The 24,355-nt window shown below is 49.2% G+C and carries 23 protein-coding genes and 1 other annotated feature; of the genes, 3 read left to right on the forward strand and 20 right to left on the reverse strand.

Annotation, left to right across the window (positions count from 1 at the left end; genetic code table 11):
* Positions 1-78: 78 nt before the first annotated feature.
* From AC3RCI_RS21210 to AC3RCI_RS21220, 3 genes are all read right to left on the reverse strand, one after another.
* Positions 79-2,895: a ComEC/Rec2 family competence protein gene (locus AC3RCI_RS21210; RefSeq protein ID WP_492526243.1), complete on the reverse strand. Its 2,817-nt coding sequence runs from the start codon at positions 2,893-2,895 to the stop codon at positions 79-81.
* A gap of 163 nt (positions 2,896-3,058) precedes the next feature.
* Positions 3,059-3,580, reverse strand: coding sequence for a deoxycytidylate deaminase (locus AC3RCI_RS21215; RefSeq protein ID WP_492471433.1), 522 nt, complete (start codon positions 3,578-3,580; stop codon positions 3,059-3,061).
* A 106-nt stretch (positions 3,581-3,686) separates the two neighbouring features.
* Positions 3,687-4,271, reverse strand: coding sequence for a ComEA family DNA-binding protein (locus AC3RCI_RS21220; protein WP_492471432.1), 585 nt, complete (start codon positions 4,269-4,271; stop codon positions 3,687-3,689).
* Between the two features lie 187 nt (positions 4,272-4,458).
* On the opposite strand from AC3RCI_RS21220, the gene comER reads away from it, so the two are divergent.
* A complete protein-coding gene (gene comER / locus AC3RCI_RS21225) occupies positions 4,459-5,304 on the forward strand; it encodes a late competence protein ComER (protein WP_095359528.1) in 846 nt (281 codons plus the stop codon).
* Here the strand turns inward: comER and leuS are convergent.
* The 17 genes from leuS to spoVAC form a co-directional block, all read right to left on the reverse strand.
* Positions 5,285-7,729: a leucine--tRNA ligase gene (leuS, locus tag AC3RCI_RS21230; protein ID WP_336780526.1), complete on the reverse strand. Its 2,445-nt coding sequence runs from the start codon at positions 7,727-7,729 to the stop codon at positions 5,285-5,287. The two genes, comER and leuS, sit on opposite strands and share 20 nt — an antisense overlap.
* Before the next feature lie 71 nt (positions 7,730-7,800).
* Positions 7,801-8,065, reverse strand: a binding site (T-box leader).
* Between the two features lie 94 nt (positions 8,066-8,159).
* The gene (locus tag AC3RCI_RS21235; protein WP_336780525.1) at positions 8,160-9,116 is read right to left on the reverse strand and encodes a phosphotransferase family protein; all 957 of its coding nucleotides are present in this window, start codon (positions 9,114-9,116) and stop codon (positions 8,160-8,162) included.
* A 166-nt stretch (positions 9,117-9,282) separates the two neighbouring features.
* Complete coding sequence (locus tag AC3RCI_RS21240; RefSeq protein ID WP_336780524.1) at positions 9,283-10,053, reverse strand: class I SAM-dependent DNA methyltransferase; 771 nt, start codon at positions 10,051-10,053, stop codon at positions 9,283-9,285.
* A 112-nt stretch (positions 10,054-10,165) separates the two neighbouring features.
* Positions 10,166-11,071 (reverse strand): CvfB family protein, encoded by a 906-nt coding sequence (locus AC3RCI_RS21245; RefSeq protein WP_336780523.1) that lies wholly within the window; start codon positions 11,069-11,071, stop codon positions 10,166-10,168.
* Positions 11,068-11,415: a ribosome silencing factor gene (rsfS, locus tag AC3RCI_RS21250; RefSeq protein ID WP_095289811.1), complete on the reverse strand. Its 348-nt coding sequence runs from the start codon at positions 11,413-11,415 to the stop codon at positions 11,068-11,070. The genes AC3RCI_RS21245 and rsfS overlap by 4 nt, the downstream gene beginning before the upstream one ends.
* 17 nt (positions 11,416-11,432) lie before the next feature.
* Entirely contained in the window at positions 11,433-11,999 is a 567-nt protein-coding gene (gene yqeK / locus AC3RCI_RS21255; RefSeq protein WP_492526245.1) for a bis(5'-nucleosyl)-tetraphosphatase (symmetrical) YqeK, read from the reverse strand.
* A complete protein-coding gene (locus tag AC3RCI_RS21260) occupies positions 11,983-12,573 on the reverse strand; it encodes a nicotinate-nucleotide adenylyltransferase (RefSeq protein ID WP_492526247.1) in 591 nt (196 codons plus the stop codon). The genes yqeK and AC3RCI_RS21260 overlap by 17 nt, the downstream gene beginning before the upstream one ends.
* A 13-nt stretch (positions 12,574-12,586) precedes the next feature.
* Positions 12,587-12,877, reverse strand: a complete 291-nt coding sequence (gene yhbY, locus AC3RCI_RS21265; RefSeq protein WP_095289806.1) for a ribosome assembly RNA-binding protein YhbY — start codon at positions 12,875-12,877, stop codon at positions 12,587-12,589.
* Positions 12,878-12,961: 84 nt separating this feature from the next.
* The gene (aroE, locus tag AC3RCI_RS21270; protein ID WP_492526249.1) at positions 12,962-13,831 is read right to left on the reverse strand and encodes a shikimate dehydrogenase; all 870 of its coding nucleotides are present in this window, start codon (positions 13,829-13,831) and stop codon (positions 12,962-12,964) included.
* Positions 13,832-13,872: 41 nt separating this feature from the next.
* Positions 13,873-15,000: a ribosome biogenesis GTPase YqeH gene (gene yqeH, locus AC3RCI_RS21275; RefSeq protein ID WP_492526251.1), complete on the reverse strand. Its 1,128-nt coding sequence runs from the start codon at positions 14,998-15,000 to the stop codon at positions 13,873-13,875.
* Positions 14,997-15,524: a YqeG family HAD IIIA-type phosphatase gene (locus tag AC3RCI_RS21280; RefSeq protein ID WP_095359536.1), complete on the reverse strand. Its 528-nt coding sequence runs from the start codon at positions 15,522-15,524 to the stop codon at positions 14,997-14,999. Before AC3RCI_RS21280 ends, yqeH begins: the two co-directional genes overlap by 4 nt.
* A gap of 109 nt (positions 15,525-15,633) precedes the next feature.
* Positions 15,634-17,847, reverse strand: a complete 2,214-nt coding sequence (locus AC3RCI_RS21285; RefSeq protein ID WP_492526253.1) for a transglutaminase TgpA family protein — start codon at positions 17,845-17,847, stop codon at positions 15,634-15,636.
* The gene (locus tag AC3RCI_RS21290) at positions 17,844-19,091 is read right to left on the reverse strand and encodes a DUF58 domain-containing protein (RefSeq protein ID WP_492526254.1); all 1,248 of its coding nucleotides are present in this window, start codon (positions 19,089-19,091) and stop codon (positions 17,844-17,846) included. The genes AC3RCI_RS21285 and AC3RCI_RS21290 overlap by 4 nt, the downstream gene beginning before the upstream one ends.
* A gap of 3 nt (positions 19,092-19,094) precedes the next feature.
* The gene (locus AC3RCI_RS21295; protein ID WP_095289796.1) at positions 19,095-20,051 is read right to left on the reverse strand and encodes an AAA family ATPase; all 957 of its coding nucleotides are present in this window, start codon (positions 20,049-20,051) and stop codon (positions 19,095-19,097) included.
* 208 nt (positions 20,052-20,259) lie between these two features.
* Positions 20,260-20,610 (reverse strand): stage V sporulation protein AE, encoded by a 351-nt coding sequence (spoVAE, locus tag AC3RCI_RS21300; protein WP_336780517.1) that lies wholly within the window; start codon positions 20,608-20,610, stop codon positions 20,260-20,262.
* 3 nt (positions 20,611-20,613) lie between these two features.
* Positions 20,614-21,630, reverse strand: coding sequence for a stage V sporulation protein AD (spoVAD, locus tag AC3RCI_RS21305; RefSeq protein ID WP_492526256.1), 1,017 nt, complete (start codon positions 21,628-21,630; stop codon positions 20,614-20,616).
* A complete protein-coding gene (gene spoVAC, locus AC3RCI_RS21310; protein WP_170948175.1) occupies positions 21,627-22,133 on the reverse strand; it encodes a stage V sporulation protein AC in 507 nt (168 codons plus the stop codon). The genes spoVAD and spoVAC overlap by 4 nt, the downstream gene beginning before the upstream one ends.
* 623 nt (positions 22,134-22,756) lie before the next feature.
* On the opposite strand from spoVAC, the gene AC3RCI_RS21315 reads away from it, so the two are divergent.
* Both AC3RCI_RS21315 and AC3RCI_RS21320 read left to right on the forward strand, forming a co-directional pair.
* A complete protein-coding gene (locus AC3RCI_RS21315; RefSeq protein ID WP_154895081.1) occupies positions 22,757-23,830 on the forward strand; it encodes a M42 family metallopeptidase in 1,074 nt (357 codons plus the stop codon).
* A gap of 188 nt (positions 23,831-24,018) precedes the next feature.
* Positions 24,019-24,336, forward strand: coding sequence for a hypothetical protein (locus AC3RCI_RS21320; RefSeq protein ID WP_492526258.1), 318 nt, complete (start codon positions 24,019-24,021; stop codon positions 24,334-24,336).
* The last annotated feature ends 19 nt before the right edge of the window (positions 24,337-24,355 follow it).

A 24,355-nucleotide genomic window follows, 5' to 3' on the forward strand; every position in this document is an offset into this window, starting at 1 on the left:
GGTATCGCTGGTGCCCAATAAAACTGGGACTAATCATTATTCGGTAAAAATAACCATTGTCCTGCACTGGGCGAAAATTCATAATTCATCCATAATCAATTTTTGACGTACGTCAATCTTGCCGTCCTTTATTCTCATCTGAATTTCGCCCATCTGATCTGTTCGGTATATCTGCGAACCCACAGCTTCGAGGCGTTCGAGCACACCCGGGTTGGGATGTCCGTATGTATTGTTGGCTCCTGCGGAAATGACTGCTGACTGGGCATTCCAATACTGCAGCCATGCCTCGGTCGACGAAGTCTTGCTGCCGTGATGCGCAACCTTCAATACATCGACTGCCGCTCGAGTGGCGGTAGACAAAGAGAACGAATCTCGCTCTTGTTTGAATGCAGCCGCAAGAGATCCGTCTTGGATCATATATAATAGATTCTGTTCTGCTGCCGCATCCATATCTCCTGTGAATAACAGGGAAGCCCCCGCCATATCCAGAAGGAATACAACCGAATCATGATTCTGGTGTTCAGACACAGGTAGCCTGTCTCCTTCATTCAGTGAATAATCCAGATCCGGTGCTATGAAATGAAGCATGGTCTCTGCATCAGGTGCATATGACATTCCTTGTTGAATGGCATATAAAGGGATATGTCGTTCTACAGCTGTATCCAGCAGCTTTTCGAAATTGTCTTTGCCACTTGTTGTGCCGTTAAACATGAAGCGCTCAACCGGAATCTGCTCAAGCACGGCCTGCAAGCCTCCGGCGTGATCCTGATCGGCATGCGTCAGAATGACCGCATCCAGTCGGTGAATACCACGTTTTTTCAATAAAGGTACAACCACTTTAGCCCCCACTTCGTAGGGATCTCGCCGAATTTTCCAGGATTCCTGATTGCCAAAATGAACTGTACCACCACCATCCACCAAAATATGTTTACCTCCAGGCGTAGTAATTAATGTGCTATCCCCCTGGCCAATATCCAGAAACTGAACGACCCCAGTCCCGGGAGGCCGTGGAGTCCGGTAAGCCCAGCCCAACCCGGCAACAAGAATCAGAACTAGCAAACCACACAACCCTTTATGAAGCAAACTCATCCGTTCACTTCCATAGTAGCCTGCACCTCGTGCCATAAACGCACTTGTATATTCCGGCCACGCAATGCTTGCACTGAGTGTAGTCATTGATCCAGAGCTGTCGCTCCGAACCTGATCACCCCTACCTTGGTTTTTTGTCGGGGTAACGATCATACCAGGCTGAACCGCTTCAACCATACGACGTTCTGGGGAAGCATGAATCAATGGTACCGTGTCTCCTTCAACGTTCAAGGTATGCAACATCTCTCCTTTCCCCTGACGAAGAAGGTACAAAAGTACATATAAAACCGCATAATATGCCGCAATCCATAATAGAGAAGGTGTAGCCCAAATGAGTACAAAACCCGGCAGGCTGTTCATCCATTCCACGCTCACAAATGTCAGTTTGTTGAGTAACATTGCAACCCAAGCAAGAGGTTTGGCCAGAGGCATCCATAGGAATGACAATAGAAGTGCGACCGTCCCAAGCGGCAGTACAACAGCACTAATTAAAGATACAAGCAGAAAATTGGCTGCGAAGGAAAGCAGTGAAAACTGGTTGAAATATAAAATAGTAACTGGAAAAGAAATAAGCTGTGCGGTTACCGTCACTGAAGCTGTCGCTGCAATGGCTTTGGGCCATCCGTTAAATAAACGATTTATAAGAGGCATATAGATCATCAGCCCTGCAGTCACGAGAAAAGACAGTTGAAAGCTCACGCTGAGCAAGAAATAGGGATTCCACCACATCATCATCAAGGCAGCTGCACTGATCATCTGCAGTCCATCCCTGGTCAGCCCTCGCCTGGCCATATACAAACCAATCATGGACATAATCCCTGCACGAATTACGGAAGGTGAACCTCCAGATAACAGAACATAGGCAGGGATTAACAACAAGGCAATGGTAAGTGATGTTTCGCGTGTCAACCTCAGCCACGACATCAGAAGTAATAGCGACGCCACATACACCGCAACATGTGTACCCGAGATAGCCAGTATATGCGTAAGTCCAAGTTGTGAAAACTGACCATACGTATCGGGATCGATGTCACTTGCCATACCGATAATAAGCCCTTTCATGTACCCTGCATGTGGTTCGGGAAACAGTCTGTCTACAGCAGAACCCAATTGGTTTCTCACCAGGTCATTCCAGCGGAGTATATTGAACTGCCCAACCCCTTCAGGAGAGGTGGCTGTTACCGAACTGGCTCCCTTCACTTTGAACAACCAGTGGATGTACTGTGTCTTTAGATAATTCCGATAATCAAAACCGCCGAAATTCCTCGCTTCTCCAGGCAGCGCCAGGGAACCCGTCAACGTGATTGCATCCCCTCGTCGCCATTCTGCCGCCACCTGCTGTTCTTCCTCTGCAGCCAATCGCACCTGCACCATCAGGCGTTCTTTTTTGGCAGGCAGCTGAAGAATCTCTGAATCTGTCCCGGATTGGCCCTCTCCTAGCGATTCAATGGAAGCAAGCAGAATCTGAAAGTCTGCCCGGTCGCCGTCAATCCGAACGTCTGAATCCAATGTTGCATGAAGCGTTGCAGCGTACCCGTCCAACTCCTCTACTGCCATATGAGTAATCTCGGGCAAACTGCTAACATTCCGAGCCTCATTCCACTCCCAGTGCACAGCACCACCCATTAGCGATGCAATTAACAACAACGCGGACCACCCGCGCAACCCAATCCATCCAAGTAGAAATGGCAAACAGGCAATAGCACCTAGCATCCCCCAAAAGAGTGTCCATCCAGTCAACGCACATGCCAGCCCACTGCCGCATAACCAACAGACGGTGAACACTACCAAAGGTCTACCCTTCACTAACTTATTCCTCCCTCCGCCATAAATAAATGAACGCAAAGAACCCCCGGCAGCTGAACCAGCTAAACCGGGGGTTCTTCCCCATCAACGCACTGAGCAATATTCTTTTTTTAAAAAGAGATCCTGCCTGTGTTTTCAAACATCCAGTCGCATTAGATCATCTTCAATCACTAATCGTCATCATGGTTTCACGCGGCGGTTGATAATTCTCCAACCTGCGGAATGTTATTCCCTTCTGAACCATCATGCGTGTCACTTTGCCTGTATCCTTGGGATAAGGGCGGTGAAAAACAATCTCCGTTATGCCGCTATTCGCCAGCATATTGGAGCACGTCCAGCAGGGTTCATCCGTCACGTACACGGAAGACCCTTCACGGTCATTTCGATCGGTGAACAGAAGCAGATTTTGCTCCGCATGTATTGTCCGTATACACCGCTGCTTTTTAATCATTTCCTCCTGGCCATCCGTCACCACCAGCTCATACTCTTCAGAAATCATGCATCCGGCTTCGGAACAGTCGGGAACGCCCATGGGTGCACCGTTATACGCTGTTCCAAGCAATTTTTTACCTTGAACCAGCACGGCCCCCACATGGCGCCGCGAACAGCGGGAACGGGTTGAGACCATATAAGCGATGTCCATGAAATAAGTATCCCAATCTTTGCGTACGTCTGCTGTACTCATGTTCGTTTCCTCTCCCGTTCGTTAATAAGTTACACTTTTTGCAATGCATATTTACTTAACATAAGAAAACTTTGGTTTACTATTCGTAATCATTTTATTACAGCCATTATCGGATCTGAACATAGGGGGCCATTTTCTCCAACATTTTCATCCCAATTCCCTTGACCTTTGTCAGATCACTCACTTTGGTAAATGGACCATGGGCATTTCGATAGTCGATGATGGCCTGGGCTTTTTTCTCCCCTATGCCCGGAAGCTCCGTAAGTTTGGAAGCAGGTGCAGTATTAACATCAATTTTACCATTATCGATATCCTGTACCGGCTGAGCAGTTTGGATATTTTCTTGTCCAGCTTCCGCAGCAGGTGCCGCTGCCGTTGACGAAGCAACCTCTGGTTCGTTTGACGCGCTATTTGAACCGGCCTCTTCATCGACAGGTTTTCCCTGTTCAGTTTCCTTCGAATCAGCAACATCAACAGCTTTCTTCGCATTTTCATCCGCAGTAACCTTTACTTCGCCTTGACCCAAAACAGCCGACTGCACAGCAGAGGGATCCTGCTCTTTCGTCGGCGTCTCGGTGCCGAGCTGCATGGGTTCCCAGCCAGAAGGCGGCTGTTCACTTTTGCCCGACCATAATATGAATATACTTCCTATCACCGCAGCAGCAATGGCTACTCCCTGTTTCCATTTCATGATTCCCCCACCTCTCCCTGTCTTCAAAATAAATATTCTGAACACGGGCGGTGCTTCCGAACCGTTAAATGTTGCTGGTGAAATCAAAGCTTTGCTTTTTTCATGTCATGTCATACAAGTCCTGGTGCATAGACTAGAAGGAACGAACTGCGCCAGTACCGTAAAGCATGAAAGGAGGCCTGAAACAATGAAGGTTGGATTTATCGGAACCGGCAGCATGGGAAGCCTGCTGATCTATGCCTTGATTCAATCCGGAGCACTTGAGCCCCGGCAGATCGCCGCAAGCAATCGGACCCCTTCCAAAGTGCGTCAGTTATCCCTCCGTTATCCCGGTCTGCATGAATCACAGAGCAATCGGGAAACTGTCATCCGAAGCAACATCATATTTCTATGCGTGAAACCACTCGAATTCAAGCATGTTATTGACGACATTCTGCCTGTTGTAAATTCCAATCATATCATCGTCTCGATTACGAGTCCCGTGCAGCTGCGCCATCTGGAATCTTCACTTCCTTGCAAAGTCTCCAAGATCATCCCCAGCGTTACACACCAGGTCGGCAGCGGAGCATCCCTGTGCATTCATGGCGAACGCATGACCCCTGAAGACCGATCCGTTCTGGAGGGACTTCTCAGTCACTTCAGCAGACCTTACCAAGTCGATGAAGCCTGCACGCGGATCACATCCGACTTTTCCAGCTGCGGACCTGCATTCATATCCTTCTTTCTGGAACAATGGATCGAGAGTGCTGTCAAACTAACAGGGATCAAACGCGCAGACGCCTGCGCTCTTGCAGGTGAAATGCTCCTCGGAACAGGCAAGCTGCTGACGGAAGGAGGATATACACCCCAAGAGCTCCAGGCTCGCGTTGCCGTTCCCGGTGGCATTACCGCCCAGGCACTTGCTTTAATGAAAAACAGTCTGGACGGTGTTTTTGACAGCCTTATCCATACAACCCACGACAAGTATGAAGAAGACTTGTTAAAGCTGGATGAAGTATTTAGAGCCGGTGAAATTAACCGGCAACAATATTAACAAGTTTGCCTGGAACGGCAATGACCTTGCGAATGGTCTTGCCTTCCAGAGCCTGTTTGACAGGCGCCAGTTCCATTGTAAAGTCTTGCATGCCCTGTGCATCGAGATCTTTGGCAATCGTTGCCCGGGTTACGATTTTGCCGTTGACCTGTACAACAATCTCCACTTCAGCATCTACCGTCATGGATTCATCATACTCCGGCCAAGCTACGTAGGAGATGCCTCCTTCATGTCCAAGACGGCTCCACAATTCTTCCGCCATGTGCGGTGCCAGCGGGGACAAGAGCTGTACGAAGTTTTCCATCGCTTCACGTGGCAATGTATCAGCTTTGTAAGCATCGTTGATGAAGATCATCAACTGGCTGATCGCTGTGTTGAAACGCAGATGTTCCAGATCATCCGTAACTTTTTTGATCGTTTTGTGAGCTGTGCGTTTGAATTCTTCCGTTCCGCCATCCACAGTGATTTTGTCGTTGATTGCTCCAGTATCCTCGTTGATGAAGAGACGCCATACGCGTGACAGGAAGCGGTACATGCCTTCTACCCCGTTAGCATTCCACGGTTTGGTAGCTTCCAGTGGTCCCATAAACATCTCATAGAGACGCAGTGTATCGGCTCCGAATTCATTCACAATTTCATCCGGGTTAATGACATTACCACGGGATTTACTCATTTTCTCATTATTGGTTCCCAGAATCATACCCTGGTTCACCAGTTTGTGGAATGGCTCCTTGGTATTCACCACGCCCAGATCATACAACACTTTGTGCCAGAAACGAGCATACAGCAGGTGAAGCACGGCATGCTCGGCTCCCCCGATGTACAGGTCAACCGGCAGCCACTGCTGCTGTTTCTCCTGGGAGATCAGCTCTTTGTCGTTGTGTGGATCGATAAAGCGCAGATAGTACCAGCAGCTTCCCGCCCATTGTGGCATCGTGTTGGTCTCGCGGCGGGCTTTCATTCCCGTTTCTGGGTCCACCGTATTTACCCACTCCGTTACGTTCGCCAGTGGAGACTCCCCAGTACCTGAAGGTTTGATCTGATCGATATCCGGCAGCAGCAAAGGAAGTTGATCTTCCGGTACCGTCTTCATTGTTCCATCTTCCAGGTGTAGAATTGGAATCGGCTCACCCCAGTAACGCTGACGACTGAACAACCAATCGCGCAGGCGATACGTTGTTTTCCCTTGCCCCTTACCATTCTCTTCCAACCATGCGATCATTTTCGCAATCGCTTCTTCGTTATTCAGTCCGTTCAGGAAGTCGGAGTTCACATGCGGTCCGTCGCCGGCATACGCCTCTTGTGTTACGTCCCCACCCTGGATAACTTCAATGATGTCCAGACCGAACTGCTTCGCAAATTCCCAGTCCCGACCATCATGACCTGGAACCGCCATAACCGCTCCTGTACCGTATCCTGCGAGCACATAATCCGCAATCCAGATAGGCAGCTTTGCACCATTAACCGGATTGATCGCATAGGCACCAGTGAATACGCCTGTTTTTTCTTTGGCCAGATCCGTACGTTCCAGATCACTCTTGCGAGCAGCCTGCTCCTGGTAAGCCTTAATGGCTTCACGCTGTTCTGCTGTCGTAATTGCATCGACCAATTCATGCTCAGGAGCAAGAACGGCAAAGCTTGCACCGAACAGGGTATCCGCACGTGTTGTAAACACTTTAATAACTTCTTCACTGCCCTCAATGGCGAATATAACCTCTGCACCTGTGGATTTCCCAATCCAGTTGCGCTGCATATCCTTGATGCTCTCGGACCAATCCAGCTCTTCCAGATCTTCCAGCAAGCGCTCTGCATATTCCGTGATTTTCAGTACCCATTGACGCATCGGTTTGCGTACAACCGGATGACCACCGCGCTCACTTTTGCCGTCAATAACCTCTTCGTTAGCCAGTACCGTACCCAGCGCTTCACACCAGTTAACCGGCACTTCATCTACGTATGCCAGGCCTTTTTTGTACAACTGGATGAAGATCCATTGTGTCCATTTATAGTATTCAGGGTCTGTTGTGCTGATCTCACGATCCCAGTCGTACGAGAAACCAAGGGACTTGATTTGACGACGGAAATTGTCGATGTTGCGGAATGTAATTTCCCGCGGGTGCTCGCCCGTGTCCAGAGCGTGCTGCTCAGCAGGCAAGCCGAAAGCATCCCAGCCCATCGGATGCAGCACATTATAACCACGCATACGTTTGAAACGGGAAACGATGTCTGTTGCCGTATACCCTTCCGGGTGACCTACGTGCAGACCTGAACCGGATGGATAGGGGAACATGTCGAGTGCATAAAACTTCGGTTTACCCGGGTCTTCACCTGTTTTAAACGTTTTGTTCTCATCCCAATACTGCTGCCAACTTTTCTCCATAACCTGCGGCTGATAGCCGTGCTTCGGCTGGTGATTTTCACTCATCTATTGTTCCTCCTCTTGGTTATTCACTTTTATTGCAACAAAAAAACCTCAGCATCCATAGCGTTTGCAGCGCTAGGGACGAGAGGTTGAATTCCCGTGGTACCACCCTAGTTAGCGGACGAACGTGCTTCGTCATCCACTCCCTTTGGACCTGTAACGGCGGTTAACCGATGCGGATTTCCATTCCTGAACGAATGCCAAACATTCAAGCACAGGATGGTGTAATCACCGCATTTCTCCAAGGCGAGTTCGTGAAATACTGTCAATCGGCTTGCACCAACCGCCGACTCTCTGTCATGTACAGGACCCACTACTGTTCCTTATCATCGAAATATGTATACAATATCGGGACCATTATATAAAAAAGCAAGACTAAAGTCAATATTGCTTGGTTTTTGACTATAGATAATGCTGTTCTTCCCCATTCGGCCTAGGACAAACGAAATCGCTCGATTCCTTCTTCCAAGTTATTAATTGCCCACTGAATGTGTTCCTTGTTATCATATTGTCGATATTCGCATTCAATCCACAGGATCAGATCAAAATACAGATCGTACAAGCTTCTCCGTTTTCGCTCACTCTCCGTTGTGATGACCCTACCATAACCCTTTACAAACCCTGGTGTATAATTAAAATGACTGAAGTAGTGCTCCATCAGGGGATCCGCCCAAAGGCAACGCTCAAAATCAATAATGGCTGTAATCTGCCCCTGTTCCACAAACACATTGCCATCCCACAGATCCCAGTGAATGAGTACCGGCTCGTTGACATCACTCAGTACATCCGATTTCTCTCTTATCAATTGGGCAAGCTCATCATAATCCATAGGAAGTTTTACGCCAGCCTCTCTTCCGTCGGTGAGCAGATCATCCATCAGACTCAAAAATGCTTCCTTCCAGGTGTTATACTTTGGTTTCTTTTCTGAAAAATAGCCAAACTTTTCACCTTTGATCTCATTGATCCGGCGATTGAATGCACCAAGCTGCTCTTCGATCTCTGCCTGCTCTGCTGCACTATACTGATCCTTGACCTTGTTATAAGGCGTGCCAGGCATATATTCCATTATAAAGTACTCCGCCGGAGCAAGACTGCATGTTGTATCACACGCTAATACACGGGGGACCGGTACATCTCGAAGCTCTCCCACGAGACGCAGTGCCTGAACTTCCGCCATCAGAAGATCCTGCTCACAACGCAATGGTTTACCAACCTTTGAAGGAGCGATTTTGAGCACCGCCTCTTGCCCGTTACCGAGCGAGATATAATAAGCATGGTTGGCCCATCCGTCAATCATTTCCCTGTATTCCTGGATGCCTGTATTAAAATGTTGCTTGGCAATTGCATTCAGCTGTTCTGAAGTCAGCCTGGTTTTGTATGTACTTTCCATTCTGCACCACCTTTTTATCAATACGAATTCTAATCATTAAGATCTTGTAATCGTTTTCCATTCTTGTCCATTATGGCTCTCTTCACCCTTGCTGACAATGCATTTCATCATAAAAAACAGAAAAAAAACCGCCCTTACTGTTGTAAGGACGGTCCCTATCTGGAATCTACTTCACCGCGACGTAAAATAGCCGCTGCGCGCCTTCTCCAGCTTCTTTCCATGTGAAATCAGCATATACACGGACATTCCTGAATCCAGCTTTGGTCAGTTCCAGCTTCATCCAGTCCGGATCGTATGCACGCTGAATGTGAACCTCTTCGAACCGCTGGTACATATCCTTGCCGCCGTCATCCACCCGGGAAAAAATGCTGAGATGATGCTCAATCTCACACCGTTCACGATCCATGTCGCAGGTCCAGATATAGGATACGGAGCGTTCATCCAGGACAAAAGGCTGCTCTTCTTCATATCGGATCAAGGTGTCTGGATGATGTACATCAAACAGGAATGTCCCTTCCGGCTTCAGCATCTCGTAGGTACGCTGGAACGTACGAATGACATCTTCCTTTTCCAGCAAATAATTAATGCAGTCACAGAAGGAGATTACTGAATCCACCGGTTCGGGTACTCTCCAATCCCGCATATCCTGCTGAACCCAGCGGACACTGCCTTCACGATACAATCGATGACCTTGAGGGGTTCCCTCCATTTTGCTTCGCGCTACAGATAACATATCCGCAGACAGATCAATGCCCGTCACTTCAAACCCCGAGTTGACCAGCGGGATCGTAATGGACCCTGTTCCACATCCAAGCTCGGCTACGCTCTTGGGCATGCCGTGCTGCTCCCAAGCTGTTCTTGCAAACCTTATCCAGTCCGGATAAGGCATATCTTCCATTAATTCATCGTACACATAAGCAAATTTACGGTAAGACATGTCAGGCACCGCACTTTCAATTTCATTTTCCGATTCCAAAAGAAAAAGCAGGGGCGTCCGGAGTTCACCCAGCCTTGCCCTGCCTTCCTTCGTTCCAATATGTCGTTAACGATTACTTGTTTTCACTTGAATCTTTGGGAGCTGATTCCGTCAAGTACGTCCAGTTTTCCTTCTGCGTCACCAGTCCGTCTTTCATCAGCTTGCCCAAAGCACGCTTAAAAGCTGATTTGCTGATTCCAAAGCGCTGCTTGATGATATCCGGTGGAGTGGCATCCGAATAAGGCATACCGCCCATAGGGCGCTCTTTCATAAACGCCAGAAGTTTGTCCGCATCTTCGTTACGGCCTACCTCTTTGCGAGGGGACATGGCCAGGTTAACACGCCCGTCTTCACGAACCAGCGTTACCCGACACTTCACCTTTTCACCCAGCCGCAGCATTCTGTTGCGCTCAGATGAATGGATCATGCCGATAGCACCGAAGCCAAGTACTCCGCCTTCTACAAGCACAAAAGTACCCATCTGCAAAGGTTTGTACACCGTTGCTTCCACCCACTCGTTCAACCATGATGTTGGAGCGTGGAATGACAGGGGAGCAAGCTCACGTTCCCCGGCCAATTTGGCACGAAGACGCCCCTGCTTGTCATGTTCCATAATAACAAAAACTTCATCGCCCACGTGTGGACGTAGTTCTTCCAATTCGGGCAATTCACGGATAGGGAGCAGCAGCTGCCGTCCAAGTCCCATCTCAAGGAAACAGCCAAGGCGCGGGTGGATATCTGCCACAACCAGTCGCGCCATTTCGCCCAGAGTGAGATATGGTTTTTTCATGGTTGCTGCCAAACGGTCCTCTGTATCAAAGAACAAAAAGACCTCGAGCGTCTCCCCGATTTTGACATCCCGTGTGAGTTCCGTATAGTGAAGCAGTACATCTTCCGATCCTGTCGTCAAAAAGTAGCCAAAAGGCGATACTTCACGATCAACCGGTAGGGAGACGACCGTACCTGCAATCAAACTCATACCGTTTCCACCACTTTGGCGTCAGACCATAGCCGTTCAATGTTGTAATATTCGCGCTCATCACGATGGAAAATATGCACAACCACGTCGCCCATATCCATCAGCACCCAACGTGCGGAATCCATGCCCTCAATTCCTTTAATGTTAACGCCAGCTGCATGTGCCTGTTTGCGAATTTCTGTTGCAATGGACTGTACCTGTGTATCGGAATTACCGTGACAGATTACGAAGTAGTCTGCAACCAGAGAGATGCCTTTCAGGTCCAGTGCTACAATGTTCGATGCCTTTTTATCGTCAGCGGCGGTTACCGCCATATTCATAAGTTCTTTCGATGATACTGTCATGAACCAACCTCCATATTTTATAAGTGTGCAATCAGATCATTCCGCGACAACATCGTTAGCGGATAAATGACGCGTCGCTGCGAGATCAGCAAGCTGATCGTGGAATCAAAACCGGCAATCAGTCCCTCTTCCAAGCTGCGCTCTGCCTGCTCACGAATGTGATCTACGCCTGGGAAATCTCTTCCCGGTTCAATATAGTCAGCAAGACATACAACCTTATCGAGCAGACTCATACCTACACGCCCGGAAGTATGCCAGCGGATTGCGTTAATGATTTCCGGATCATCAACACCATAATCGCGCTGTGCCACAAAAGCACCTACTTCAGAGTGCCAGAGCTGCTTGTCATGCTGTAAAAGTTCTTCGTTCAATCCGTTTTCACGGATGACCGCTTCCATCTCGGATACAGGCCAGTACTTGGCTACGTCATGCAGTATGGCTGCGAGGTCTGCTTTGACAGGATCCGCCCCATACTTCTCTGCCAACTGGACGGCCTTTTCCATTACGCCAAGCGTATGCTTCCAGCGCTTCTCCGGCATCTGACCGGAAACGGCCTTAATTAATTGTTCACGGCTTAGCCCCATATAAACCGCTCCTTACAATATATTGATGAACTGCATCAGGGATCATGAACCGTACCGAATGCCCCTTAGCAAGTCTCCTGCGAACAGCCGTGGATGAGATGTCCACCAGGGGCATCTCGGCCAGCAGCACGCTGTTCTGCAGTTCTTCCGGCAGGTCATCCAGATGCAGCTGAAATCCTGGCCGCCCCACACCGATAAAGGTTAATTTGGCAGCCAGTTCTTCAATCTGTTCCCACTTCGGAAGATAGTTCACCATGTCCGCTCCGATAATGAAATAAAATTCATGCTCCGGATAACGGCGCCACAGTTCCTTCATCGTATCGATCGTGTAGGACACCCCGCCGAGTTCCATTTCGATGCCCAGCACTTCATACTGCTCTACACCTTGTACCGCAGCCTCAGTCATATCCAGGCGCTGCTGTCCCGAAGCTCCAGCTCCGCGTTTATGGGGCGGAACATGGGAAGGCATAAACCAGATCTCATCCAGGGCATGTGAATCTCTTGCAGCTTCGGCAGCAAGCAGATGTCCCATGTGGATCGGATCAAACGTCCCGCCCATGATGCCAATCTTCACCCGTGTCACCGTCCTAAGGAAGTTCGATTTGTTTGTTGTCGCGTGATTCCTTGTACAGGATGATGGTGCTTCCGATAATCTGCACCAGTTCGCTGCCGGTTTCCCGAGCCACTTCTTCAGCGATTTCGTTTTTGTCATCCAGACAGTTGTTCAGCACTTGCACTTTCATCAGTTCGCGTTTCTCGATTGCCTCTTCAATATGACGGAACAGATGATCATTGGTGCCCCCTTTTCCGATCTGAAATACAGGGGTCAGATGATGTGCTTGTGAGCGCAAAAAGCGCTTTTGTTTACCGTTTAACATAATTACTCCATAACTCCTTATGCCCGGCAGGCACTGTAACAGCGTTTTTCGTCTGTCTGTTGCCTGACCGTTCAATGATATTTTTCACTGATTAAAACTATCCAATACAGCGCGTCTCATGGTCTCAACTGGCGCAGGAATGCCGAGCCAGTGTTCAAATGCGACCGCGCCCTGATACACAAACATACCTAGGCCACCGTGCACAACGCATCCACGCAAACGTGCTTCTCGCAGCAAGCGTGTCTCCAGCGGATTATAGATTAAATCGCTCACGGCAGCACCTTCCCGAATCAACTCCGGATTCACCGGTACATCATCGATATGCGGATGCATGCCTGCCGCCGTAGTGTTGATCACGATATCAGCGAAGGCTAACACTGCTGCAGCTTCTTCCATGCCGCTGCCAGTAATGTTACCCAATCCATGCCCTCTCAGATCGGAGGCAAGAGCCTCTGCTCTCTCGGCTGTACGATTCAGGATGCTAATTCGTTCCGGTTTCTCCAGTGCCAGAGCATAGATGACGCCTCTTGCAGCGCCTCCTGCCCCAAGAACTGCAATCTTCTTGCCTGCGAGTTCCGGCACTGCCTCTTCTTTCAACGAACGAACATAACCAATACCATCGGTATTGTACCCAGTCAGTTTACCATTATCGTTGACGATCGTGTTTACAGCACCAATCAGCCGCGCACTTTCATCAATGACATCGAGGTATTTCATCACTTCTTCTTTGTGAGGTATTGTTACATTAACACCCCGGTACCCCAAGGCAACAATGCCTTTAACGGCTGCTTCCAGCTGCTCTGGACGAACATGAAGCGGCATATACAATCCGTTCACACCCGCTGTCGCAAGAGCCGCATTATGCATAGCAGGTGACTTGGAATGCCCAATCGGATCACCAAAAACTCCGAGCAAAACAGGAAGTGAAGTATAGGTATTCTTTTGTTCTGGCATGCGTCTGCCCCCGATCTATAGAGAATCAATTTGCCGTATAACTAGATCAAAGATGGACGAACCAGCACTCGAATACCTTTTGGTGCATGTACAGCGACAAGCGCCCCATTCTCACCATTGACCTTAATCCAGCCCAGACCGGATATGAACACATCGGACTGGCTGCCGCGTTTGATACGGAACTCATGCCGTGTCCATTCAGGCATGTCCGCTGCATCCTCTCGGCTTGGCGGGGACAGCAGTTCTCCGACGTGGTCACGATACAGATCATCTGCACGCTCCAGCTTCGTCCGGTGAATATCGATTGCATTGCTTGTATAACAAGTGAAGGACTGACGATCACCTTCAATGAAATCAAAACGAGCCATGGCACCAAAGAACAGCGTCTGTCCGGCATTTAATTGATACACGGCCGGTTTAAGCGGCTTGTCCGGCATGATGGCTGCCAGATCCTTGCGTGATACGATCTCACTGAAACGCCATGGATACACGATTCCCGGCGTATCAATAATAAATTTGCCATCATCGAGTGGAATGTTAACCATATCCAGCGTCGTTCCCGGATAACGGGAGGTTGTCAGTTCCTGCTCCAAATCGCTGTAGTCGCGGATCAGACGGTTAATCAATGTCGATTTACCCACATTGGTACCTCCGACCACGTATACGTCACGATCCTCGCGATAGGTACCAACAAGCTCCAGCAGTCGATCAAATCCCTGATTTTGCTTGGCACTGCAGAGCACGATATCCACTGTACGCAAACCTTGCTCCTTAGCCTGCTTCTGTACCCAGTTACGAACCTTGTTCCAGTTGGTTACCTTAGGAAGCAGGTCCGTCTTGTTAACAGCCAGCAGAACGGGATTGTTTCCTACAAAACGCTGCAGACCGGAAATGATGCTACCGTCAAAGTCAAACAGATCAACGATATGGATGACAAGCGCATCCTTATCCCCGATTTTGCTGAGAAGAGCCAGGAATTCGTCCTGATCCACCGTGACGGATGATGACTCATTGTAGTTTTTGATCCGGAAACAACGCTGACATATGACCGGTTCACGATCCAGCGCTTTCTCCGGAATGAACCCCGGTTTGTCCGGATTTTCCGTTTGCAGATGCACTCCGCATCCACTGCATCTTACGGCAGAATTGCCGTTATGCGTTTCTGTCATTTCTTCTTTTCCTCCTCAAGCCATAAGCCTTTCTTGCGCAAACTGGTTAGAGCAATCCGTTCCACGCGACGATTGAAGCGGGTCATGAAACCTTCATCACCAATGGAAATGGGCAGTACCAAGACCGTATAAAGTCCCAGTCGGTTGCCTCCATATACATCCGTAAGCATTTGATCGCCTACAACAATCGTTTTTTCTGGAGTTAGCTCCATCATCTTCATTGCTCTACGAAACGGTGCATTCGATGGTTTGCGTGCACTATGCACAAACTGGATATCCAGCGGAGTCGCAAACAAAGATACACGGTTCAAATTGTTATTGGACACGATCATCAGCTTGAAACCCGCCTCTTTCACACGCGCAAACCATTCAATCAGTTCCGGCGTGGCATCAGGAGCTTTGGCACCGACAAGCGTATTATCCAGATCAGTTATAATTCCACGGTAGCCTTGAGCGTACAGCTCTTCCAGATTTATGTCAAAAACCGTGTCTACTCGCAGCTTGGGCATTAACATTTTAAACAAAGAAGTCACCTCAGTTTCATACGACACACTATATCACAAATCCGTCTTTCCTGAAAATGCATACAGTGCCTGATGGTATGGGAAAAAGGAAAAACGGGACGGGCATCCTTTATGCCCGTTCCGCTTTGAGTTCCTTGCGCAGCTTCGAGGCTGTCTCATAGACTGCCTTCCAATCGTCCGAAGTAACGGAAGCTGGGCTATAACGCGTGCGTTCAAACATCGCCAGCAGTTCTTGCAGCGTTGCTGCCGCAGCCGGTTTGGCCTGACTCCATCGGTTGACAGACTCGCGCAGGGTCTCGTCTCCGCTTCGGGTCAATCCTTTTCGTTTCACATAGCGAATCCAGCGTTCCGTCTCTGCAATAACTTTCTGCTCGGGGGTAAGTGGTCCTCCAGTGCGCAGACGCAGCATCCAAAAACGGAGTGAGAAGCGATTCCGCCAGAACATATAAGCGACCCATAGAGCAAGTACAGCCACCGCCGCCCAGATCACAAACGCGGGAATGCCGGATGCTGCTTGTTCAGGTGCAGGTGCTTGCTCTTCTTCTACAACCTGTTCTTCTTCTGGTTGTTCTTCAGGCTCGTCTACCGGCTGTACATCAGGCTGTTCCGTCAACAGAGGCATATCGAAGCCAGGTGTCGCTTCAACCGGAATCCATCCGTATTCACCAAAGTACACCTCAGCCCAGGAATGGGCATCTGCATTGGTCACGGTATACGTCGTCTCAATCTCAGAACCAGGCTGGCGTGGAGCCTGCATGTCGGAATTAAGAGACATTTGGCCAGGGGCATATCCTTTTACCCAGCGGGCGGGAATACCTTCAGAACGTGCCATCATGACGAGTGCCGTTGAGAAATAATCACAGTACCCCTCACGGATGTCAAACAAAAATCCTTCAACAAAGTCATTGCTCACTTTTCGGGATAAATCGGGATTGTTAGTGTAATTAAAGTTTTGTTGTAAGTAGTCTTGCAGTAATGCCACTTTTTCATACGGCGTATTTGCCGCAGCCGTTATTTCGGCCGCAAGCTCTGTTACCCGGTCCGGGAAACGGGAAGGCATTTGCAGGTACATGTCATCTGCAGGATTGCTTCCATATAGATCATCAAACGTCTTGGTACGGAGCTCATCTTCCACGATGACTGGTGCTTCGGATACAACCGTATACGTTTTAGGGAATTGCGGCTGCTGCCGATCTGTGACAATGTGCAGCTCTGCCTGATTTGCATTCCACAGCATCCGGCCTGATTCGTTCTCGCCATTGACCGAACTTACTTCAGTTATGGAATATGCACCAAAGAGGATTGGATACACACTATCGTTCAGCATGGTTACCTTTTGCGTAACTTGCTTGGTATTTACGTTACCCGCATCCTCATTCTCAAGGGTTTGTCCAATCTCTACATCTTCCGAGGACACCCGTCTGCGGTCATCCCACCCTGTACCGGTGTACTCTTCCCGGGTTTCACCCCGCCAGTAATTCCGTTCATTGGTCGTTACCGACATGACTGGTGTGTAGTCAAAGTTGAATCCACCGCCCAGCTGATTATCTTCCCGGCTGTATCCGGACTCTGTTGAACTTGGAATATCCAGCGTCCCGTTGCCAGTCTGGCTGGTAGAGCTTCCGGTATAGTTACGCCATGCCGTATAAGGATCTGTCAGCGTAGGCGGTACTTCGGGCATGTTAACACTCGCTACAATAATCAGAGAAAAAATAATGGCGATGTTGGCGAGTATTTTGTACGGATAACGGAGCAATCGTTTCCAGCCCTGTGGGTAGTTCAATTGGAAGTTGCGGAAGTGCTGGCAAACGAGCCACCCCATCCCGGCAAACATGACCCAAGCCACTTCAATCCAGAGTGGAATCTGGGTGAAGGAATCCAGAATACCCATCGAAACGATGTTCACACCCAGAAAAACTAGAATACGGCGTGTTGTCGTCACCAGACGAAGAGCAGCTTCAAGCATGACCCATGCGCATAGGGAGAACCAGATGTACGGGGTCAAATGCAGCAGAAATTGCTCCGTCCGATCGCTCAGTGTACCGTAAGGAATGTAGACAGAGTAATCAATGAGCGTTTTATGCAAAATATAAATAAGAACAATTGCCTTGATGATGTTACGGTATATCGTTTTGAAAGGTAAAATAATCTCCAGCACACTGACCGCAGCCAGCGTCCATAATACCAATGATGTCGTCTCGGTGTACCAGGATTCCTGTGTAAACGAAATCCACTGCATCCCAATCAGGAAAATCCAGAGCAGCGACGCGGCATGGTACCATGATCTTTTCCCCATCGACTGTTCTCTACTATTCGTACTCATACAGAACCTCCCCCCATAACCGTTGGAAGTTCCTGCAGATGGGAAACTACAAAGGATCTCGTGCCTCTTCCTCGGAGCATGGCGGCCCATTCGGCACTCTGACGTGAATCCTTGGTATCAAGGATAATATGACATGGAGTCATCCCGCGAGTATCAGCCCACCGCAGCAGTTCCAGTACTTTTTCATCCTTCTGGGGAGATATGACTACAAAATAAGCGCCCTGTGGCAGCTGACGAGCAAGCTTTTCAATACCGGGCAGCAGTCTTTTATCCTGACCATCATTCTGAACATCCACCAGATGATGCATCATCTTCTGCCGATCCATCAGGCTTTCGCTTGGAGGAAGCAGCGTCGTTTGGTCAGATAGCGTCATCAGCCCCATACCCATCCGTTCTCTCGTACCATACTCCAATAACGATGCCGCAGTGGAAACCGCCAGCTCAAATGTTTCCCCCTGCTCGTAACTGCTCGCCAGAGCGTCAAGTATTAAGATGGTTTTGGGTACCGATTCATGTTCGAACTCCTTGGATTTCCATGTTCCTGTCTTGGCTGTAGCATTCCAGTGAATACGGGACAGCCTGTCGCCATACACGTAATCACGAACACCGTTGATTTGAGTTGTTTCCCTGCGGGAACGCGTCTGTGCGGTCTGTGGACCAGACAGTCGTGATTTACGATCGTACAGCTGCCAGTACGGTATGAATACGGTACGAGGCAGCACCCTAAACTCGCCTTTGGCCTTGAATGTACCACGATGCTCAATCAGGCCAAAAATATCCTCGCTTGCACATTCCGTTTCGGAAAACGCGTATTTGCCGCGCTCCAGCGGCGGAGTCTGGAAAGACAGCTCTCCATTTCCCCGCATGTTCGGAATCAGGCTCTCCCTGAAAGACCAGGATTCTCCGTTATGACGGTGCAGCATTTCACGGACAACCACGTAGGGCAGTGGCAAAAATCCGGGAATGGTCAGCCTGAGCTTCACCTGAACCTGGTCACCGGCATGCAGCAGCTCTTCATGGTCCTGACCCGATGATAGCATTCGTACACCGCGTGCACGTCTTACTCCACTGAATCCGGCAATGGCAAGATACAGACAAAGGAGGGTTACCATCGAAAGCAGCATGATGGATGTTTTCCCGCCCTGGAATAATACATAGGCCAAGCAGCAAATCCACACCGTCGCGATACTCCATACGCGGGGGTGGCGCATTCCTCTTCTGACATTACTCAAAAGCGGCTTCATGAATTATTGCCCCATGGAGACGGGCACACGAACCTGCTGAAGTACAGAATTCAGTACGGCTTCAGAGCTCATGCTGTCCAGTCTCGCTTCAGGACGCAGTACAATCCGATGGGAAAGGACATACGGGGCCATCGTTTTTACGTCATCCGGGAGCACATAATCACGTTCCTGCAGGAAGGCAAACGCCTTCACCGCCATCATGAATGAAATGGCTGCACGCGGGCTGGCCCCCAGCAGAACGGACGGATGCGAACGTGTATTGCGAACGACGTCAAGCAGATAGTCCATGACCGGATCACCAATAAAGACTTCCTTGATTTCCTGCTGAATCGCCGATATCTGGTCCATGTGAGTTACGGACTCCAGCCGGTCCACGGGCTGTCCTGACTGATGCTGCTTCAGTAGTGTTCTCTCGATATCCTTGTCGGGATAACCCAGACTTATTTTCAGCATAAACCGGTCGAGCTGTGCTTCCGGCAGTGTATACGTTCCCTCAAAATCAATTGGATTCTGGGTAGCACAGAGCATGAACGGGTGCGGCAGATCATAGGTATCGCCATCTACCGTTACACTGCGTTCTTCCATCACTTCCAACAGAGCTGACTGGGTCTTCGTTGTTGCCCTGTTGATCTCATCCGCCAGAAGTATGTTGGTCATGACCGGACCCGGACGGAAATAAAAGCGCTCGTCACGCGGGTGGAATACGGATACACCTGTAATATCACTTGGCAAAATATCTGGATTACATTGAATGCGGCGGTATTCTCCGCGCATGGATTTCGATAATGCTTTGATCAACTGTGTCTTGCCTGTTCCGGGTACGTCTTCGATCAGAACGTGTCCGCCTGCAAGCAAAGCTGTGAGCAAAAGTTGAATTTCAAAGGATTTCCCCATTATGCAAGATTCTAGATTAGAACGAACTGCTGAAATGATTTGGATCGACTCTTTGCGCACAGGCATGTGGTCTAACCTCCTAAAAAAGCATACAGATTTCCTTTTATTGTACATGAACAACGGGCGCGAGTACACTCGAAGAGAATCACAATTTGTTTCCAGCCGTCAGATTGGCCGCCATTCTCGCATGATTGCGACAAAAAGCCCCGGATGTTAAACATCCGGAGCCTTTTAGTGTATACATATATGGCTAAAACCATTGAACTGCGCCTTGTCAGCCTTTCGGCCGAACCACCAGCGCGGCGAGAAAGGAGAAGATAATCGCCGCTGATATCCCTGCAGCCGTCAAGTCGAATATCCCGGTAATAACCCCGATCCATCCGTCCTTTTCAAGCTCGGTTAATGCCCCGTGCACCAGTGAGTTACCGAAACTGGTAATGGGAATGGATGCCCCTGCCCCTGCAAATTTAACCAGCGGATCATACCATCCGAGCGCATCCGCCACCGCCCCTGCCACAACGAGTGTACTCATCGTGTGAGCCGGCGTCAGCTTGACGCCGTCCATCAGCAGCTGACCCACTACACAGATCAATCCGCCAACAATAAACGCCCATAGAAATTGCATCGTTTATCCCTCCTTTTCAATGGCTACGGCGTGTGCAATACACGGGATGCTCTCACCCTGCTGGTAGGAAATCGGTGACAGCAGTGCACCCGTGGCCACAACCAGTACCCGTTTGAGATCGCCTTTTTGCATTTTGTTCAATATATGTCCATACGTTACAGTCGCTGAGCAGCCGCATCCACTGCCGCCTGCTACAACGAATGGCTGCTTCTCCCGATCATAAATCATGAGTCCACAGTCATTAAACGTCGTTTGTTCCATGGGGATGCCTTCCTTTTGCAACAGTTCCTTCGTGATGGGGTGTCCAACCGAAGCCAAATCGCCAGTGACGATAAGATCGTAATACCCTGGTTCAAGCCCTGTATCCCGGAAATGAGACACGATGGTATCTGCCGCTGCTGGGGCCATGGCCGCCCCCATGTTAAACGGATCCTTGATGCCAAGATCCATGACCCGTCCAATCGTTGCCCGCGTGACAGCTGGGCCTTCCCCTGAGCGGGAGACTACGCCGCAACCAGATCCGGTCACGGTGTACTGTGCATAAGGAGGTTTCTGGGATCCATACTCGGTCGGGTAGCGGAACTGCTTCTCCACTGTGCAGTTATGGCTGACCGTACCGGCGAGGACATAATCACCTCCACCTGAATCAACAATTAGGGATGCTAATGCCAGGCTCTCCATGGAGGTCGAACAAGCCCCAAATACACCGAGGTAAGGAGCTCCCAGTTTCCGAGCCGAAAAGGAACTGCTGATGATCTGGTTGAGGAGATCGCCACCAATGAAAAACTGCAGTTCTTCCTTTGTGATGTTTGCATTGATGAGTGCCAGCTGTGTAGCTTGTTCAAGCAGCTTGCGCTCCCCTTTTTCCCATGTTTTCTCACCAATCTCCAGATTGTCATAGACGTAATCGAAATCGGCGGACAGTGGTCCAGCTCCCTCCTCTGGCCCAACAACCGCAGCCCTGCCGATAATTCGAGGGCGGTTCTCAAACTCCCAGGTTTGGCGTCCGACAAGCTTCATAGATGCCCACCTCCTAATCCAAGGAAGGCGTAGATGATACCTATAATAAAGGCAGCCACGACGCCGAATACGATAACCGATCCGGCTAGCTTAAACATGTTGGCTCCAACGCCAAGAACAAGTCCCTCCGCACGGTGCTCCAATGCTGCTGAGCACATCGAGTTGGCAAAACCGGTAACCGGGACCGCTGTTCCTGCTCCGGCCCACTGGGCAATTTTATCGTAGACCCCAAGGCAGGTGAGGATAACCGAGATCAGGATCATGACCGCAACCGTAGGACTGGCCGCTTCCTTGGAAGTCATATCGAAACCTGCCTTGAATGCTTCCTGGATAGCCTGTCCAATGATGCAAATGAATCCCCCGACAAAGAAAGCCTTAATGCAATTCGCAAGGATCGGACGAGCGGGCTCATGCTTTTTGGCTACTTTCTTGTAATCCTGTTCGCTGATGGACAGGGATGATGATTTTTTTCCGTTACCGGATCCTTTGGTTTGAGCTGGCAAGATTCAGAACCTCCTTAGAAATCGTATAGGTCGCACAGCTTGTCGCTGCATCTCGTGTGGAATCCTATGTTCATTGTTTGTTAATCGTGGGAAGGTTATGTATCCGGCGAATTGCATCAATTGTTTCCAGTTGGGGAGAGAACGGTTTAGCAGCTTAAATTCAATACGCCGGATTAGAGAGAAGTTGAGCTAATCGCACAACAGTCAGGTGTGAAGTATTTCCCTATAAATAAAGAAGTACGATGACGAGCAAAATAAAAAGGACGATAAAAAGGATATCTTCATTGCCTTCATGAGGTGGCTTCATCTGGTGTCCCAACTCCTTCCTGTCGTCAAGCAAACGAATAAAAATCCCCGGTTATGGGAACGCAGGAGCGTCTCAACTCATGCATATTCAATCATGCTGTGAAAGGCGTGAGGGAAAAGCCCAATCCAAAAGAAAACTTCATGTTCATTGTACTAATGATGCATCCGATACGTGACACAGACATGGACAATTAGGTGCGCAAGGTTCATACTATAATGTGACCAGTGGTTAATAATGTCCTTTAAGAATGGAGGACAACAGTCTGCAGCCGTTCTGTCAAGACTGTCATACATACAAGCAGAGGAGTTGTCGACACATGAATGAAAAAACAATGGAGATGTTTCGTACGTTAACGGAATTCCCTTCCGCTTCCGGATTCGAGCGCGAGCTTCGCGGATGGATGAAGGAGCAGCTCTCCCAATATACAGAGGAATTTGTCCAGGATCGTCTGGGAAGCCTTTTCGGTGTACTTCGCGGTGAAGAATCAGGCCCGAAAGTTATGGTAGCCGGACACTTTGATGAAGTGGGCTTCATGACAACAGGCATTACGGAAACGGGCATGGTTAAATTCCGACCGCTTGGTGGATGGTGGAGTCAGGCTGTCTTGTCTCAGCGCCTTCAGATCATCACTCCCGATCGCCGTATAACGGGCGTTGTAGGTTCTACGCCTACTCACTTGCTGGATGAGTCCCAACGGAGCAAACCGGTTGATCTGAATCACATGTACCTGGATATTGGTGCGGATAACCGTGCTGAAGCCGAATCTTGGGGGATTCACCCAGGCATGCAAATCGTTCCAATCTGTGAATTTACACCCATGGCGAACCCGAAAAAAATCATGGCAAAAGCCTGGGATAACCGCTACGGAGTCGGACTTGCCCTTGAGCTCGTTGAGGCACTCCACCAAGAGAAGCTTCCAAACACGCTGTATTGCGGTGCAACAGTTCAGGAGGAATTGGGGCTTCGCGGTGCGCGTACAGCTGCCAATCTGATTGAACCAGACATCTTCTTCGCCCTGGACTGCAGTGCAGCCAATGACATGACAGGTGACAAACAGTCCTTTGGACACATTGGGCAAGGTGCTCTGCTTCGTATTTTCGATCCAGGCATGTTCACTCACCGCGGCATGGTGGAATATGTGCAGGATACCGCTTCTTCGAACCAGATCAAGATGCAATACTTTATCTCACCTGGCGGCACGGATGCAGGACAAGTTCATCTGAGCGGAATTGGCGTACCTTCAACCGTCATTGGGATCTGTGCCCGTTACATCCATACCTCATCTTCCATCATTCACACCGATGACTATGATGCTGCCAAGGCACTGCTTGTCAAATTGGTGAAGGGTTTGGATCGTACGACCATGAACACCATTATTGAAAACGCGTAATGCTCAGGGAGTGACAGAATTGAACAACTCTGGTTGATCTCTCTCCAGATAAAGAGGCGTTCCGACTTTGGTTGGAGTGTCTCTTTTTTTTTGCGTAAAAATAGATTAATAGTTCGAACATTATAGGAAATAACACATAAGATACAACAACGAAAGAGAACAAAACACCAAGCAGTGGGGGTCCTGTCATGGCAGTGGGAAGGAATGGAAAATCGAATAAAGGCTCCAAAAAATCAAATGCCGCAAACTCCCTTCTCAATGGCAACCTTAAAGGTAAGAACCTGGAACTCATTGTTGCAGCATTGCTAGTTAGCGGCAAATTAAGAGTCGACGCTGTGACCTTGTTTCGCGAAGCTACTCTGGTCGTTGAGTTGGTTGGACAATATAAAACACTGACAAACATTACGCCTTCGAATGCCGATAAACTGGTCCAATTTCTTGACGAGATGGGCGATGTGACACTAGATGATGTGATGCGAGCTTTCCAAAAAAGAATGAATTCCTAAATGAATGGAATGAAATGAG

Source organism: Paenibacillus sp. MT124, from assembly GCF_058792755.1.

What these genes read in the sequence shown, in the direction of transcription:
- AC3RCI_RS21215 (WP_492471433.1), bottom strand. Translation starts at nt 3,580, where the DNA reads ATGAGTACAGCAGACGTACGCAAAGATTGGGATACTTATTTCATGGAC.
- AC3RCI_RS21220 (WP_492471432.1), bottom strand. Translation starts at nt 4,271, where the DNA reads ATGAAATGGAAACAGGGAGTAGCCATTGCTGCTGCGGTGATAGGAAGT.
- comER (WP_095359528.1), top strand. Translation starts at nt 4,459, where the DNA reads ATGAAGGTTGGATTTATCGGAACCGGCAGCATGGGAAGCCTGCTGATC.
- leuS (WP_336780526.1), bottom strand. Translation starts at nt 7,729, where the DNA reads ATGAGTGAAAATCACCAGCCGAAGCACGGCTATCAGCCGCAGGTTATG.
- AC3RCI_RS21235 (WP_336780525.1), bottom strand. Translation starts at nt 9,116, where the DNA reads ATGGAAAGTACATACAAAACCAGGCTGACTTCAGAACAGCTGAATGCA.
- AC3RCI_RS21240 (WP_336780524.1), bottom strand. Translation starts at nt 10,053, where the DNA reads ATGTCTTACCGTAAATTTGCTTATGTGTACGATGAATTAATGGAAGAT.
- AC3RCI_RS21245 (WP_336780523.1), bottom strand. Translation starts at nt 11,071, where the DNA reads ATGAGTTTGATTGCAGGTACGGTCGTCTCCCTACCGGTTGATCGTGAA.
- rsfS (WP_095289811.1), bottom strand. Translation starts at nt 11,415, where the DNA reads ATGACAGTATCATCGAAAGAACTTATGAATATGGCGGTAACCGCCGCT.
- yqeK (WP_492526245.1), bottom strand. Translation starts at nt 11,999, where the DNA reads ATGGGGCTAAGCCGTGAACAATTAATTAAGGCCGTTTCCGGTCAGATG.
- yhbY (WP_095289806.1), bottom strand. Translation starts at nt 12,877, where the DNA reads ATGTTAAACGGTAAACAAAAGCGCTTTTTGCGCTCACAAGCACATCAT.
- aroE (WP_492526249.1), bottom strand. Translation starts at nt 13,831, where the DNA reads ATGCCAGAACAAAAGAATACCTATACTTCACTTCCTGTTTTGCTCGGA.
- yqeH (WP_492526251.1), bottom strand. Translation starts at nt 15,000, where the DNA reads ATGACAGAAACGCATAACGGCAATTCTGCCGTAAGATGCAGTGGATGC.
- AC3RCI_RS21285 (WP_492526253.1), bottom strand. Translation starts at nt 17,847, where the DNA reads ATGAGTACGAATAGTAGAGAACAGTCGATGGGGAAAAGATCATGGTAC.
- AC3RCI_RS21290 (WP_492526254.1), bottom strand. Translation starts at nt 19,091, where the DNA reads ATGAAGCCGCTTTTGAGTAATGTCAGAAGAGGAATGCGCCACCCCCGC.
- AC3RCI_RS21295 (WP_095289796.1), bottom strand. Translation starts at nt 20,051, where the DNA reads ATGCCTGTGCGCAAAGAGTCGATCCAAATCATTTCAGCAGTTCGTTCT.
- spoVAE (WP_336780517.1), bottom strand. Translation starts at nt 20,610, where the DNA reads ATGCAATTTCTATGGGCGTTTATTGTTGGCGGATTGATCTGTGTAGTG.
- spoVAD (WP_492526256.1), bottom strand. Translation starts at nt 21,630, where the DNA reads ATGAAGCTTGTCGGACGCCAAACCTGGGAGTTTGAGAACCGCCCTCGA.
- AC3RCI_RS21315 (WP_154895081.1), top strand. Translation starts at nt 22,757, where the DNA reads ATGAATGAAAAAACAATGGAGATGTTTCGTACGTTAACGGAATTCCCT.
- AC3RCI_RS21320 (WP_492526258.1), top strand. Translation starts at nt 24,019, where the DNA reads ATGGCAGTGGGAAGGAATGGAAAATCGAATAAAGGCTCCAAAAAATCA.